Annotated in this window: 12 protein-coding genes; 5 read left to right on the forward strand and 7 right to left on the reverse strand. The window is 59.9% G+C overall.

The window, feature by feature from the left end:
* Positions 1 to 17: 17 nt before the first annotated feature.
* Complete coding sequence (locus LC334_RS09270; protein ID WP_085800402.1) at positions 18 to 755, forward strand: glutamine amidotransferase; 738 nt, start codon at positions 18 to 20, stop codon at positions 753 to 755.
* A 10-nt stretch (positions 756 to 765) separates the two neighbouring features.
* On the opposite strand, the gene LC334_RS09275 is transcribed toward LC334_RS09270, so the two are convergent.
* Positions 766 to 2,019, reverse strand: coding sequence for a glycosyltransferase (locus LC334_RS09275; RefSeq protein WP_085800401.1), 1,254 nt, complete (start codon positions 2,017 to 2,019; stop codon positions 766 to 768).
* A 149-nt stretch (positions 2,020 to 2,168) separates the two neighbouring features.
* On the opposite strand from LC334_RS09275, the gene leuS reads away from it, so the two are divergent.
* Positions 2,169 to 4,775: a leucine--tRNA ligase gene (leuS, locus tag LC334_RS09280; RefSeq protein WP_085800400.1), complete on the forward strand. Its 2,607-nt coding sequence runs from the start codon at positions 2,169 to 2,171 to the stop codon at positions 4,773 to 4,775.
* A 33-nt stretch (positions 4,776 to 4,808) separates the two neighbouring features.
* Positions 4,809 to 5,834, forward strand: a complete 1,026-nt coding sequence (gene holA / locus LC334_RS09285) for a DNA polymerase III subunit delta (protein ID WP_085800399.1) — start codon at positions 4,809 to 4,811, stop codon at positions 5,832 to 5,834.
* 6 nt (positions 5,835 to 5,840) lie between these two features.
* Here holA and LC334_RS09290 read toward each other — a convergent pair whose 3' ends face one another.
* From LC334_RS09290 to LC334_RS09300, 3 genes are all read right to left on the reverse strand, one after another.
* Positions 5,841 to 6,269 carry a GFA family protein gene (locus LC334_RS09290; protein WP_085800398.1) on the reverse strand — a complete coding sequence of 143 codons (429 nt, stop codon included), beginning with the start codon at positions 6,267 to 6,269 and terminating at the stop codon, positions 5,841 to 5,843.
* Positions 6,270 to 6,409: 140 nt separating this feature from the next.
* Entirely contained in the window at positions 6,410 to 7,573 is a 1,164-nt protein-coding gene (locus LC334_RS09295; protein WP_085800397.1) for a TIGR03862 family flavoprotein, read from the reverse strand.
* A complete protein-coding gene (locus LC334_RS09300) occupies positions 7,570 to 8,892 on the reverse strand; it encodes a mechanosensitive ion channel family protein (RefSeq protein WP_085800396.1) in 1,323 nt (440 codons plus the stop codon). The genes LC334_RS09295 and LC334_RS09300 overlap by 4 nt, the downstream gene beginning before the upstream one ends.
* A 68-nt stretch (positions 8,893 to 8,960) precedes the next feature.
* On the opposite strand from LC334_RS09300, the gene LC334_RS09305 reads away from it, so the two are divergent.
* Together LC334_RS09305 and LC334_RS09310 are read left to right on the forward strand one after the other, a co-directional pair.
* Positions 8,961 to 9,260, forward strand: a complete 300-nt coding sequence (locus LC334_RS09305) for an HNH endonuclease (RefSeq protein WP_085800429.1) — start codon at positions 8,961 to 8,963, stop codon at positions 9,258 to 9,260.
* A 55-nt stretch (positions 9,261 to 9,315) separates the two neighbouring features.
* Positions 9,316 to 10,692: a multicopper oxidase family protein gene (locus LC334_RS09310; RefSeq protein ID WP_085800395.1), complete on the forward strand. Its 1,377-nt coding sequence runs from the start codon at positions 9,316 to 9,318 to the stop codon at positions 10,690 to 10,692.
* Here the strand turns inward: LC334_RS09310 and LC334_RS09315 are convergent.
* From LC334_RS09315 to LC334_RS09325, 3 genes are read right to left on the reverse strand one after another with little or no spacing between them, the layout of a single operon-like run.
* Positions 10,689 to 11,417 carry a VOC family protein gene (locus tag LC334_RS09315; RefSeq protein WP_085800394.1) on the reverse strand — a complete coding sequence of 243 codons (729 nt, stop codon included), beginning with the start codon at positions 11,415 to 11,417 and terminating at the stop codon, positions 10,689 to 10,691. The two genes, LC334_RS09310 and LC334_RS09315, sit on opposite strands and share 4 nt — an antisense overlap.
* The gene (locus tag LC334_RS09320) at positions 11,417 to 12,025 is read right to left on the reverse strand and encodes an enoyl-CoA hydratase/isomerase family protein (RefSeq protein WP_085800393.1); all 609 of its coding nucleotides are present in this window, start codon (positions 12,023 to 12,025) and stop codon (positions 11,417 to 11,419) included. The genes LC334_RS09315 and LC334_RS09320 overlap by 1 nt, the downstream gene beginning before the upstream one ends.
* Positions 12,022 to 12,771 carry an SDR family oxidoreductase gene (locus LC334_RS09325; protein ID WP_085800392.1) on the reverse strand — a complete coding sequence of 250 codons (750 nt, stop codon included), beginning with the start codon at positions 12,769 to 12,771 and terminating at the stop codon, positions 12,022 to 12,024. The genes LC334_RS09320 and LC334_RS09325 overlap by 4 nt, the downstream gene beginning before the upstream one ends.
* Between the last annotated feature and the right edge of the window lie 56 nt (positions 12,772 to 12,827).

Below are 12,827 nucleotides of genomic sequence, written 5' to 3' on the forward strand. Positions count from 1 at the left end.
TATCGTGAAGGATTACCATGGCCAAACCTTTTCTGATCCTTCAGTTGCGGCCGGAAAGCGAGGCGGCGGATGATGAATATGCCGCCATCCTGAACAAAGGCGGGCTGTCGGACGGTCAGGCGCTGCGTATCCGGCTGGATCAAACTGAACTGCCGGACGATCTGCAACTGGATCAATTTTCCGGTGTGATCGTGGGCGGCGGCCCCGGCTGTGTCAGTGATGCACCGGACAAAAAGACAGAGATTGAAACACGGATTGAACAGTCTGTTCTTTCGCTGATGCCAGAAATCACCAACCGCGATTTCCCCTTCCTCGGCTGTTGCTATGGCATCGGGATTTTGGGCAAACACCTGAACGGAGATGTCAGCAAGGAAGCCTATTCAGAACCCGTCGGTACCTCGGACTGCATGATCACCGCTGATGGCGCCAGTGATCCGTTGCTGAACGGCGCCCCCGAAAATTTTCAGGCCTTTGTCGGGCACAAGGAAGCATTGCAGTCATTGCCAGAGGGCTGCACCCATCTGGTCAGCTCACCGACATGTCCGTTTCAGATGGTACGCCACGGCCAGAATGTCTATGCGACGCAGTTCCACCCCGAAGCCGATGGCGAAGGGTTCAGAACCCGTATCCGGATCTACAAGAACCACGGGTATTTTCCGCCCGAGACCGCCGAAGAGCTGATCGCCATGTGCGAAGCTGCCGATGTGCATGCGCCCGAATTGATTCTGCGGAATTTTGTCTCGCGCTACAGTTAGAGTGCCATCCTCAAATCGAAATCAGATCGGTCGCCATAACGCCGGATACCCATTCGAGCTGACGTGGCAGGCTGATGGAGTGCAGATCGTAGCGGTCGCGTGCAAGTTTGCGGGCCGTTTGCCCTAGCCGTTTGCGGGCCGCCGGGTCCTCAAGCAGCGCGCAAACTTCCGTGACGAGGGCGTCGCCATCGAAGAAATCTACCAATCGACCGCCTTCATCATGCGTGATCACCTCGCGCACCGGTGCCGTATCGCTGGCCACGATTGCCGCCTCGCAGCTCATCGCTTCCAGCAGGCTCCAGCTAAGCACGAACGGATAGGTCAGGTAGACATGCACCCGGCTGACCTGCAGCAGGCGCAGGAACTGGTCATAGGGGATACGACCGAGGAAGTGCACGCGCGCCCAATCTTCATCCGCAATCCGGCCGCGCACTTCGTCAATGAACATCTGCTTCCAGGTCCGGTCACCTTGCGGCTTCGCACCATAGCTCACCTCGTCACCGCCGACGATCAGCACCCGGGCGTTCGGTCGCTCTTTCAGTAGGTGCGGCAGCGCACGCATGAAGATGTGATAGCCGCGATAGGGCTCCAGATTTCGATTAACGAAGGTGATCACCTCATCGTCTCGGGTGACATCACAAACACCTTCAATGGTCAGCCGGGCGTTGGAATCCGGCGCGGCACTGATTGTGTCGATGCCGTCATGGATGACGGTGATCTTATCGCGAAATTCAGATGGGAACGTGTCGGCCTGAAACGTGGTTGGGCTAATGCCCGCTTCTGCACGGGGAAAATGCAGATGATTGTTGAGGTTCTTCAGACGCATCCGCAGCATTTCGGTATCCGGGTCGGATTTGTCGAATTCAGGGTCGAAAAACAGATGCGGGTATTTGGCGTGGTGATAAAGTTCGCAATAAAGCGCCATTCTTGCCCCGGGCCAGACATCGCGCAGAAACATCGCTTCGCCCCATCCAGGATGTGCCAGGATCAGATCAGGCTCGAACCCCGCCTCCTTCAGCTTGAGAGCGGCGCGATAACAGGCTTCGGCCCGCGTGACCTTGCTGTCTAGATCCAGAAGCCAGGGGTGCACGTTCTGGCCGGAGCGTTCAGGCAGTTTGTAGGGCAGCACGCGCACCTTGTTCCAGGTCGCGGCTTCTTTGACTCGCAGGGTCAGGGCCACGCATTGATGCCCCTTTGATGCCAGCAAGGGCGCCAGATGCTTGTATTGCCCTGGGAAATTCTGGTGGATGAAGAGGATTTTCATCTATGTTTGCCGCTCTCTTGCCCCTCTTTCGGTTATAGGCGGCCTGTCACGCCCTGCAAAGGTCCGGTTTTTACCCCATGCCTCTGGACCACACGCGCCCATGCGCCTATCACGCTGGGAACAATTGATCACCAGAAGGTCCGACCCGCATGTCGCGCTATTCCGCCGCCGAGATCGAAGCAAAATGGCAAGAAGCCTGGGACAAGGCCGGTATCTTCCGGGCCACCCATACCGATGACAAGCCGAAATACTACGTGCTTGAGATGTTCCCCTACCCGTCGGGGCGCATCCATATGGGCCATGTGCGCAACTATACGATGGGCGATGTGATCGCGCGCTACAAGCTGGCAACCGGCCATAACGTGCTGCACCCGATGGGGTGGGACGCCTTTGGCATGCCCGCCGAAAATGCCGCCATGGCGATCGGCGGTCACCCCAAGGACTGGACCTATCAGAATATCGACGACATGCGCGCTCAGATGAAGCCGCTTGGCCTTTCCATCGACTGGTCGCGCGAGTTTGCCACCTGCGATCCGGAATATTATGGCCAGCAACAGGCGCTTTTCCTCGACATGCTCGAAAAAGGTCTGGTCTATCGCAAGAACGCCGTGGTGAACTGGGACCCGGTCGATATGACGGTGCTGGCCAATGAGCAGGTGATCGACGGCAAGGGCTGGCGGTCGGGCGCCGAGGTCGAGCGGCGCGAGCTGACGCAGTGGTTCTTCAAGATCAGTGACTTTTCCGAAGAGCTGCTCGAGGCGCTGGACGGTCTTGATAACTGGCCCGCCAAGGTGCGGCTGATGCAGGAAAACTGGATCGGTAAATCGCGCGGCATCGAAATTCCGTTTCATCGCACCGATGGCGGTGACCCGGTGCTGTGCTATTCGACACGGCCCGACACGATGCGCGGCGCCAGCTTTATTGCCATTTCACCCGAGCATCCTCTGTCGCGTGAACTGGCCGGGGGCAATGCCGAACTGGCCGCGTTCATCGCCGAGACCCGCAAGATGGACACCACCGAAGCGGCGATGGAAAAGGCCGAGAAGAAGGGTATTGATACCGGCATCACCGTCCGGCACCCGATCTACCCGGACATTCAGTTACCCGTCTGGGTCGGCAATTTCGTCCTGATGGATTACGGCACCGGCGCGGTGTTCGGCTGCCCGGCACACGACCAGCGCGACCTCGATTTCGCCCGCAAATACGGGCTGGAGGTGCGTAATGCGTTCTACATGCCGGGCGATGAGGTCGAGGTTGTAAACGACGCGCTGGTGCCCGCGAAGTCCGAAAAGGTTGTCTATATCGACCATTTCGCGGGCATTGCCGAGGCAACCAGCCAGGACGGCATCGACGCCACCATCGACTATTTCGAAGCCAACGATCTGGGCAAGGGTCAGGTCAAATACCGCCTGCGCGACTGGGGGCTTTCGCGGCAACGCTATTGGGGTTGCCCAATCCCAGTCGTGCATTGCGATGACTGCGGCGTGGTGCCCGAGAAGAAGGAAAACCTGCCCGTCCAGCTGCCCGATGATGTGACGTTTGACATCCCCGGCAACCCGCTGGATCGCCATCCTACATGGCGGAACTGTTCCTGCCCGAAATGCGGCAACCCGGCGAAACGCGAGACCGACACAATGGACACGTTCGTCGATAGTTCATGGTATTTCGCCCGCTTCACCGCGCCCCGCGCCGAGACACCGACAGACATGGCCGAGGCCGACTACTGGATGAATGTCGATCAGTATATCGGCGGCATCGAACACGCCATTCTGCACCTGCTCTATAGCCGTTTCTTTGCCCGCGCGATGAATCTGACAGGGCATCTGCCTGCTCGCGCAATCGAGCCCTTCAATGCGCTTTTCACGCAGGGCATGGTCACGCATGAAATCTACCAGACCCGCGATGGCAAGGGCCGCCCGGTCTATCACTTGCCGGAAGAGGTCGAAATTCGTGACGGGAAAGCTTATCTGAAGCGAGAACTGGCGGATGAGTCTGGGAATGTGCTGCTAGATTCATCCGGCCTGCCGTTGATGGGGTCTGATATCGAAGTCATCCCCTCGGCCAAGATGTCGAAATCCAAGAAAAACGTGGTCGATCCGGTGAACATCATCAGCGCTTACGGCGCCGATACCGCGCGCTGGTTTGTCCTCAGCGACAGCCCGCCCGAGCGCGATGTCGAATGGACCGCAAGCGGCGCCGAGGCGGCCTATAAGCATCTTTCACGCGTCTGGAACCTCTGTGATCGGATTGGCGCGATGGACGCCGACGCACCCGGCGATGGCAATGAGGATCTGCTGCGCGAGATGCATAAAACCATCCGCGACGTGACGCTGGGTGTCGAAAGTTTCGGATTTAATGCAGCGATTGCAAGACTTTATGCCTTCACCAACGTGTTGTCGAAATCAAAGGCGGGCAAGGCGGTGCAAAAGCAGGCGATCATGACGCTGGCGCAGCTTATGTCCCCGATGACACCGCATCTGGCCGAGGATATATGGGCGCATCAGGGTGGCGAAGGTCTGATCGCGAACGCGCCTTGGCCCAAGGCGGATGAGGCGATGCTGGTCGATCAATCCGTTACCCTGCCGATCCAGATCAACGGCAAACGCCGGGCAGAGATCAGTGTGCCGCCCGATATGGACAAGGCCGAGGTTGAAAAAACCGCGCTGGCCACGGACGTCGTTCAAAAGGCGCTGGAGGGCGGCCAGCCGAAGAAGGTCATCGTGGTGCCGGGGCGTATCGTGAATGTTGTCATCTGACACTAATTTGGCGCATATCGGCGCGGGGCGCGGATGAAGCTTTCGACCCGTGACGCACCCGGGTACTTCGCCCGGCCTGAGCCGCAGCGCACCGGCTTGCTGATTTATGGCGCTGACGCGATGCGGGTGGCGCTGAAGCGGCAGGAAGTGATTGCCGCATTGATCGGCCCGGCTGGCGAAGAAGAAATGCGCCTGTCCCGTATCCCGGCGGGTGATCTGCGCAAGGATCCGGCGGTGTTGCAGGATGCGATCAAGGCGCAGGGCTTTTTTCCAGGACAGAGGGTGGTGTTTGTTGAAGACGCCACCGATGCGATGGCCCCCATTGTCACCGATGCACTGGCGGATTGGGCCGAAGGTGATGCGCAGGTGATTGTGACAGCGGGTCAGCTCAAGGCCAGCTCGAAACTGCGCAAGCTGTTTGAGACCCATAAGAATGCCTATGCCGCCGGGATTTACGACGAACCACCGTCGCGGGCTGAGATAGAAGCGACGCTTGCCAAGGCCGGGCTGACCGGTGTCGGCAATGACGCGATGGCCGATCTGACCACTCTGTCGCGTGATCTGGATCCGGGTGATTTCCGCCAAACAATGGAGAAACTGGCGCTTTATAAACTGGGCGATGACGCACCGGTCAGCGCTGCTGATATAACCGCCTGCGCCCCGACATCGACCGAGGCTGCGCTGGATGACGTGCTCAACATTGTGGCCGAGGCCCGGTCGGGCGAAATTGGTCCGGTGATGAAGAAATTGAAGGCTCAAGGTATTCAGCCGGTGGGCCTTTGCATCGGGGCGACAAGGCACTTCCGCGCACTCTATACCGCAGCCTCTGATCCCGGCGGCGCCGCGCAAGGTATTGCCCGGATGCGTCCACCGATTTTTGGTCCCCGGCGGGACCGGATGCTGCGGCAAGCGCAGAAATGGGGGGTTGTTCGGTTGGAACAGGCCCTGACCCTGCTGACGGACACCGATTTGCAGTTGCGGTCGGCGGGTCAGCATGCGCCTGCGATGGCATTGGTCGAGCGCACACTGATCCGGTTGGCGATGATGGCCGCGAGATAAGAGCCGTTACTCGCCACCTCCATACATCGCCATGAACTCAGCCTCGGTCATGCCGGTCAGGTCGCCGGCAAAGGCGTAACCCTCCGGCTTTTTGTCCGTGAAAATCTCCTGCGTTACGGTCACGCCACTAGGGTCGTCGATGGTGCCCATGCCGAAAAAGTAAGTTCCATAATGGGGTCCGGGCATTGTGATGCGGAAATAAAGCGAACTGCCGCAGGTGCTGCAAAAACAGCGCTCACCCCATTCGGACGAAGCGTAGGTGGTGATGTTATCGGCACCCTCAAAGGTCACCTGATCCGGTTTGGCCTCGACGGCGATGTTGATGCCGCCCGACCATTTTCGGCACATGCCGCAATGGCAGGCTCCGGCTTCGGTGATGTCTGACGTGACGGTGTATTTGACGGCGCCGCAGAGGCATGATCCGGTTTTTGACATTTGAGGCTCTCGGTTTTTTATGGGTTTCTGTGCTTCGATAATGCCGCAGTACGGTGACAATAGCTGTCAGGATGTTGAGCGTCACCCGGGTTTGTACCCGTTTAAGCGCTCTTGCATGTATCCGCTTGTCCACGGGTGTTTCAGATAAGGTCAAATGCTGCGGCGTGTCGGCCCGCCCAACGGCCCGTGGCGAGGCAGGCGGTAAGAAGATAACCACCAGTAGGAGCCTCCCAATCCAGCATCTCACCGGCAGCGAAAGTGCCCGGACGGGCGCGGAGCATGAGGGACGGATCAAGTGCGCCGAAACTGAGGCCTCCGGCGGTTGAGATAGCTTGATCCAATGGCTGCGGCCCTTGGTGGCGGACCGGCAGCGACTTGATCAACGGCACAAGATCATCCGGTAACGGGTGGGCGAATTCCATCAGCAGGGTGATCTTGACCGGGTCAAGGCGCAGGGTTTTGCGCAGGTGATTGGTAAGGCTGGCCTTACCGCGTGGCCGGGTAAGGCGGCTACCGATCTGATCATGGGTCAGGTCGGGCATCAGATCGAGCCTGAGCGGTGCACCCTCGCGCATGGCGCGTGAAACCGCGTAGATACCGCCGCCTTCTATACCGGTTTCCGAGATCACGAATTCACCACGCGACTGGCTGTCGCCAGCATGCAGGGCGATGCCTTTGACCGGGGCGCCAAAATGGCGGTGCATGTGCTCGGACCAGCTTACGGCAAAACCGATATTAGCAGGTTTGAAAGGTGCCAAATCGGTGTCCTGAAAATGACCTGTCCACGTCCCGTCAGACCCCAGTCGCGCCCAACTGGCGCCGCCGCAGGCCAGCACGGTTACCTTGGGGGCAAGACGTTGCGCCCCGGCAGGTGTTGCAAACAGAACCGCATCCCCGTCCCACCCTAGCCAGCGCCAGCGCGTGCGGATTTCCACCCCTTGCGCGGCGAGCTGTCCGAGCCAGGCGCGCAGCAGCGGAGAGGCTTTCATCGCATTCGGAAAGACGCGACCGGTTGAGCCTGTAAAAAGGCTCTGTTCCAGCCCAATTGCCCATTCTTTCACCTGTCCCGGACCAAAAGCAGACAGCATCGGCCGGAGGCGCTTTTCATCCGTTCCGTAGGCCGCCAAAAAGTTATCCAACGGCTCGTCTTTGGTAAGGTTCAAGCCGGATTTCCCTGCCATCAGAAGCTTGCGGGCCACCGACGGTTTGGCCTCGGTCACCATCACACGGCGTCCGGCGCTAGCCAGTTCCTGCGCTGCCATCAGGCCTGCGGGTCCGGAACCGATGACGAGCGCATCTGTCATGCGCCTGGGGGAAGGCCCTTATGGTGCAGGACGCGCTGCGGATAGGGGATTTCGATGTCATGCTCTTTCAGTGCGTTCCAGATTGTGAAAAGCACCTGAGGGGTGAACTTGTTCTTGCCGTCATCGATGCCGTTGACCCAGAATTCAACGGCGAATTCGACACCGCTATCGGCAAAGGCGCGCAGCTCACAATCGGGCCCGTCAGGCTCCTGCAGGACGAAATCAAGCTTCGAGACCGCCTGTTCAACAATTTTGGGCACCAGATTGATATCGGTGTCGTAGCTGACCGAAAACGGCGCCTCGTAGCGGTTGGCGCTGCCCGCATCGGAATAGTTGACCACGCGGGTGGTGATGAAATCCTCGTTCGGAACCACGATCCAGCGGCCATCGAAAGTCTCCAGTATCATCGCGCGGGCGGTAGTCTTGACGATGGTCCCGGCCTCGCCGCCGTCAAGTTCGACATAGTCGCCAACGGTGGCCTGACCTTCGAGCAGCAGGATGACACCCGAGATGAAATTGGCGGCGATCTTTTGCAGGCCGAAACCCAAACCAACGCCAATGGCGCCACCCAGCACGGCCAGCGAGGTAAGCGAGATGCCGAGGATGTTCATCAGCACAAGGAAGGCCACGCCGAAGATCGCGATTTCGGCGGCCTTGACCGCCAGTTGCCGTGTGGCGGGGCGCATTTCCTTTTGCTGTTCGATGAACCCGGCGGATTGTTCATTTGACCAGCGGCCCACCCAGAAGATCACGCCGCCGACGATCACCGCCTTGATCAGCCACAGGAGGTCGAAGGACATGTTGCCAAGCGGTACGACAGTAGACTCTAACCAGGCGGAAAGCTCGTCCAGGAGGCCCAGAGCATAGATAGCAGCGACCGGGATCAGGATATATTTGCCAAGCAGCTTGAGGAATGAGTCCTGTAGGATGCGGTGGACGAGTATCCGCACCGCAAGGAACAGGAATATCCGCTTGCCGAAGGCGATCACCTCGCCCGAACCGAAGACCGACCGGGTGATGTTTTCGCCAATGCCGGTCAGGCCATAGGCCAGAAGAGGAAGGATCAGTGGCACGAACAGCAGTAGAAAGCGCCGGGCGCGAGCGATCACATGTTCCTGACTCTCAGGCGGGGTGAGCCAGCCGCGCAACAGAGGCTTGAGCTTGCGGGCGACGATCCAGGCGGCAAGGTATGCCACCACCAGCAGGGCGAATTGTGACCAGGCAGCGGGGGATAGCAGCCATTCGCGGGCCAACTCCCACCCCTGAAGGGCGTAGCCATAGGCCTGCTGGACGATCTCGGGTTGGTTTTCCCAATCCATCGCGTACCTCTTGTCATTTGCGCCGTCACTGGCATTCTCATGCCCCGCAAGGTCGAAAGGATCAAGTCATACCGTCGGAAACACCGATATGTCCGCTATGTGAGCGGCCCATTCCCGCCGAGGCACCCCAAAGCCATCATCACCTTGTGCCGAAACTGAAAGGTGGTAAGGGCGGGCCGACGGTGTTGTTGCACCAGATCTGTCACAATGAAATTCACGCCACGTTGACCGAGGTAGAACTGGCGCGCGAGTATGCGACGATCAACGCGCTGCGGGCGCATCCTCGGATCGCGAAATTCATCAAGTGGGTGCGCAAGCGCCCGCCAGGGTTTCATTCGAAGACGCCGGGACGGCGGCGCAAGCGGTAGGGCTTGACGGGGCGGTGTCTGGTGTCAGTTTAGAGACCGACACAGGGGAAATGGCATGCGGATCAAGAGGCGCTACTTTTTAGGGGGTGCGGCGGCGGCGCCGCTGGCGATATCATGCGCTGGGGTGCGAGCGGATGATGGCGTGACATTGGCCGCCGCTCCGGCAGAGCTTCAGCTTGCCCCGGCGGATTACGCGCCGACGCCGGTCTGGGCCTATAACGGGCAGGTTCCCGGGACGGCGTTGCGGTATCGGCGGGGCGAAATGCTTTCGGCCCGGTTGGTAAACGGATTGGCGCAGGGGACGACGGTGCATTGGCACGGGCTGCGTCTGCCCAACGCGATGGATGGGGTGCCGGGGATGACGCAAGGTATCGTGCCGCCGGGCGGAGAATTCGATTACTGGTTCAAACTGCGCGATGCGGGCACATACTGGTATCATCCGCATGCCAACTCACTTGAGCAGATTTCGCGCGGGCTGGCGGGGGTGCTGGTGGTCGAGGAGGACACGCCGCCTGAGGTGGATCACGACACGACGCTGGTGCTGGATGACTGGCGCATGACGGAAAACGCCGCGATCCATTCCGGGTTTGATAACCGCCATGACATGTCCCATGCGGGTCGGCTGGGAAACTACATTACGGTCAATGGCCTACCTGAGCTGACAGGAGAGCTGCGCCCGGGCGCGCGGCTGCGGCTGCGGCTGGTCAATACCGCGACGGCGCGGGTATTCCGGTTGCGTTTTGACGGGTTGCGGGTCTGGCAGGCAGCGCTGGATGGGATGCCGCTGGCTGACGTTGCTGAGGTCAGTGAGGTTGTGATCGCCCCGGCGCAACGGGTGGATTTGCTGGTAGACGTCGCGGCCGCCGCCGGGGAGGAGGCGCTGATTGCCTCGGTCGAGCGTGACGCAACCTTTGCCATGGCAATTTACCGCGTGAACGGGGCAGCGGTCGCGACGCGTGAGGTGCCCGCGCCGCTGCCGCCTAATAATATGCCGGACCTAACCTTGAAGGATGCACCCACAGTCCCGCTGGTGATCGAAGGCGGCGCGATGCGGGGCCTGCCTGATGGCGCGATCTGGCAGGGTTCGAAAATGGATGTGCGGGCGCTTGCCGAGGCAGGGCAGTTCTGGGCCTTCAACGGGATCGCCGGAGTGCCGGATGCGCCGCTGATTGAGGCTGATCTGGGCGAAACCCTTCGCGTGCCGATGACCAACCGAACGGCCTTTTCCCATGCGATGCATCTGCATGGCACCCATTTCCGCGAGGTGCTGCCGGGTGGGGTGTTGGGGCCGTGGCGCGATACGCTGTTGGTCGATCCCGGTGAAACCCGAGAGATCGCCTTTGCTGCCGAAAACCCCGGTGACTGGATGTTCCATTGCCATATGCCCGCGCATCAGATGTCGGGGATGATGAATTGGATCAGGGTGAGTTAGATACTGTTTTCAACTGTTTCGGTATTTGCAGGGCCTTCGATGACGATGCCCGCGTAGCCGGGGTTTCGGGTTGGGGTCAGACCGTCCACATGTTGAATTTCAAGCGTCGTGTAGGCGCGTTTCCAGAGCCAATTGCGGTTTTCTATGGCCTCAAAGTCCGGATCGGGCAGAATGTCGTCGGTGAACGCCCAGAAATAAAGGGTGAAGCCGAAATCCGTGACCGGCTGAACAGACAAAAGCCGCATACCAAGGTCCTCGCAAGATCGGCGCGACGCGTCGATGTCGCCGCTGCGCAAGGTGATCTGACCAATGCGCGCACCGCCACCGAGGGGCAGCGACGGGTTTCCGACGCCCGGCGGGCGTTTCCCCTCGAATTCATGTTGCAGAAGCTCGATTTGAAAACCCTCGGGGTCGCTGAGATGACACATATAGCCGATGTCGCGAAACTGATGCGGTTTGCTGACGTCAAAACCTGCGGCGCTGAGCTGGTCAAAGGCCATATCGACATTGGGCAGGGTGATACCGATTTTCCAGTAGCGATCACTGCGGGCAGGGCTGTAGGCAGCGCCACCGGATCGCAGCAGGATATCAGCATCAATGCCCTCGTATCCCACACGCCACCCGTCAGCGGTTTCACGCGCGGTCATGCCAAGGTGAGACCTGTAGAAATCCGCCAGTACCTCCGGATCATAGACTGATAGCCTAATACCGGACAGGCGGGGCATCAGCGGCAGAGGCCTTTGATCCCGGCCACATGTTCGGGTGTCGCCGTAAGCGTATCGACAGTCATGTCGCGAGCGGTTTGCATCAGATTCCCGGGTTCGACGATGCGGTCAAAAAGGCCCCAGGCAAGCGCATCGTCGGTCGAGATTTTCTGACCCGCCATCAGGATCATTTTGGCGCGGGAGGGGCCGACCAAGCGCACAAGGCGGGCCGGATCAGAAGGCTGCGGCAGGAAGCCGAGCTTCATCACCGGATAGAACGCGTTGGCGCCCGGCACCGCAAGGCGCAGGTCGCAGGCCAGCACCATGCCCATCGCGCCACCCGCCACGGTGCCATTCAACGCCGCGATGGAAAGCCCCGGCAGCTCGGCGATGGCCGACGAGAGCCGTTCCCATACCGGGGATGTGGGCAGGCCGGATTTCGCCGCCTCAAGATCCATGCCGGCGCTGAAGGCGCGCCCCGCGCCGGTCAGGATCAGCACGCGGGCCTCCCGCGCCGCTTCGGCGATTTCGGCCAGCTCGGTCAGCATCGCTTCGGTTAAGGAATTGGCCTTTTCAGGGCGGTTTAGTGTCACAATCCAGAGATCATCGTCTTTTTCAAGCTGTATCATACGAGGCCGACACGTTTGCGGATATCGTCGCTGCGCAGCGAAATTTCCTGACCGATGAAGTCATCCGCCTCGGGGCTGCACATCCATAGAAGTGTTTTCGCAGGCCAGTCCGGCGGGATATGATCGGACCAGTCCAACTGCGCCACAGGGTTCACGCCACTTGCCTTGATTTCGCGCTGCATCTGCGTTGCAACGGTACCGGGCGACAGACCCATGACACGTAAGCCCTGTTCGCGGCCTTCCTTGTCGGCGCACATGGTCAGCATCGCCGCCCCGGCCTTGGAAGCGCAATAATGGCTCCAGCCTTCAAGCGCGCTATGCGCGGCGCCCGAACTGATGGTGATGATAGTGCCGCCGCCCGCCGCCTGCATCACCGGCATGGCCGCACGCATGCCGTAGAACACGCCTTTGAGGTTGATGTCGATGATATGACCCCAGGCCTCGGGGTCGGCCTTTGAGAGGTGTGAAATAGGCTCTAACGCGCCAGCGTTGCCGATCAGGATATCAAGCCCGCCGAATTCGCTGACGGTCGCCTCAATTGCCTTCTCGACCTCCCAATAACGGCTGACGTCGCATGGGATAGCGATGGCCCGCTCGCCGATTTCCGCGGCCAGATCGCCAATGGCGTCGGCATTACGCGCCAGCAGGGCCACATTGGCACCCGCCCTGGCAAATTCATGCGCGGTTGCAGCACCGATGCCCCGACTTGCACCCGTGATTACCACCGTCTTGCCTTGTAAGTTCATAATCTTGCCCTTTTATGGATAGAGAAGTGGTAGCCGCCCGAGTGTTAATGGTCCAG

Source organism: Roseovarius aestuarii (genome assembly GCF_019966515.1).
GTDB classification, from domain to species: Bacteria; Pseudomonadota; Alphaproteobacteria; order Rhodobacterales; family Rhodobacteraceae; genus Roseovarius; species Roseovarius aestuarii.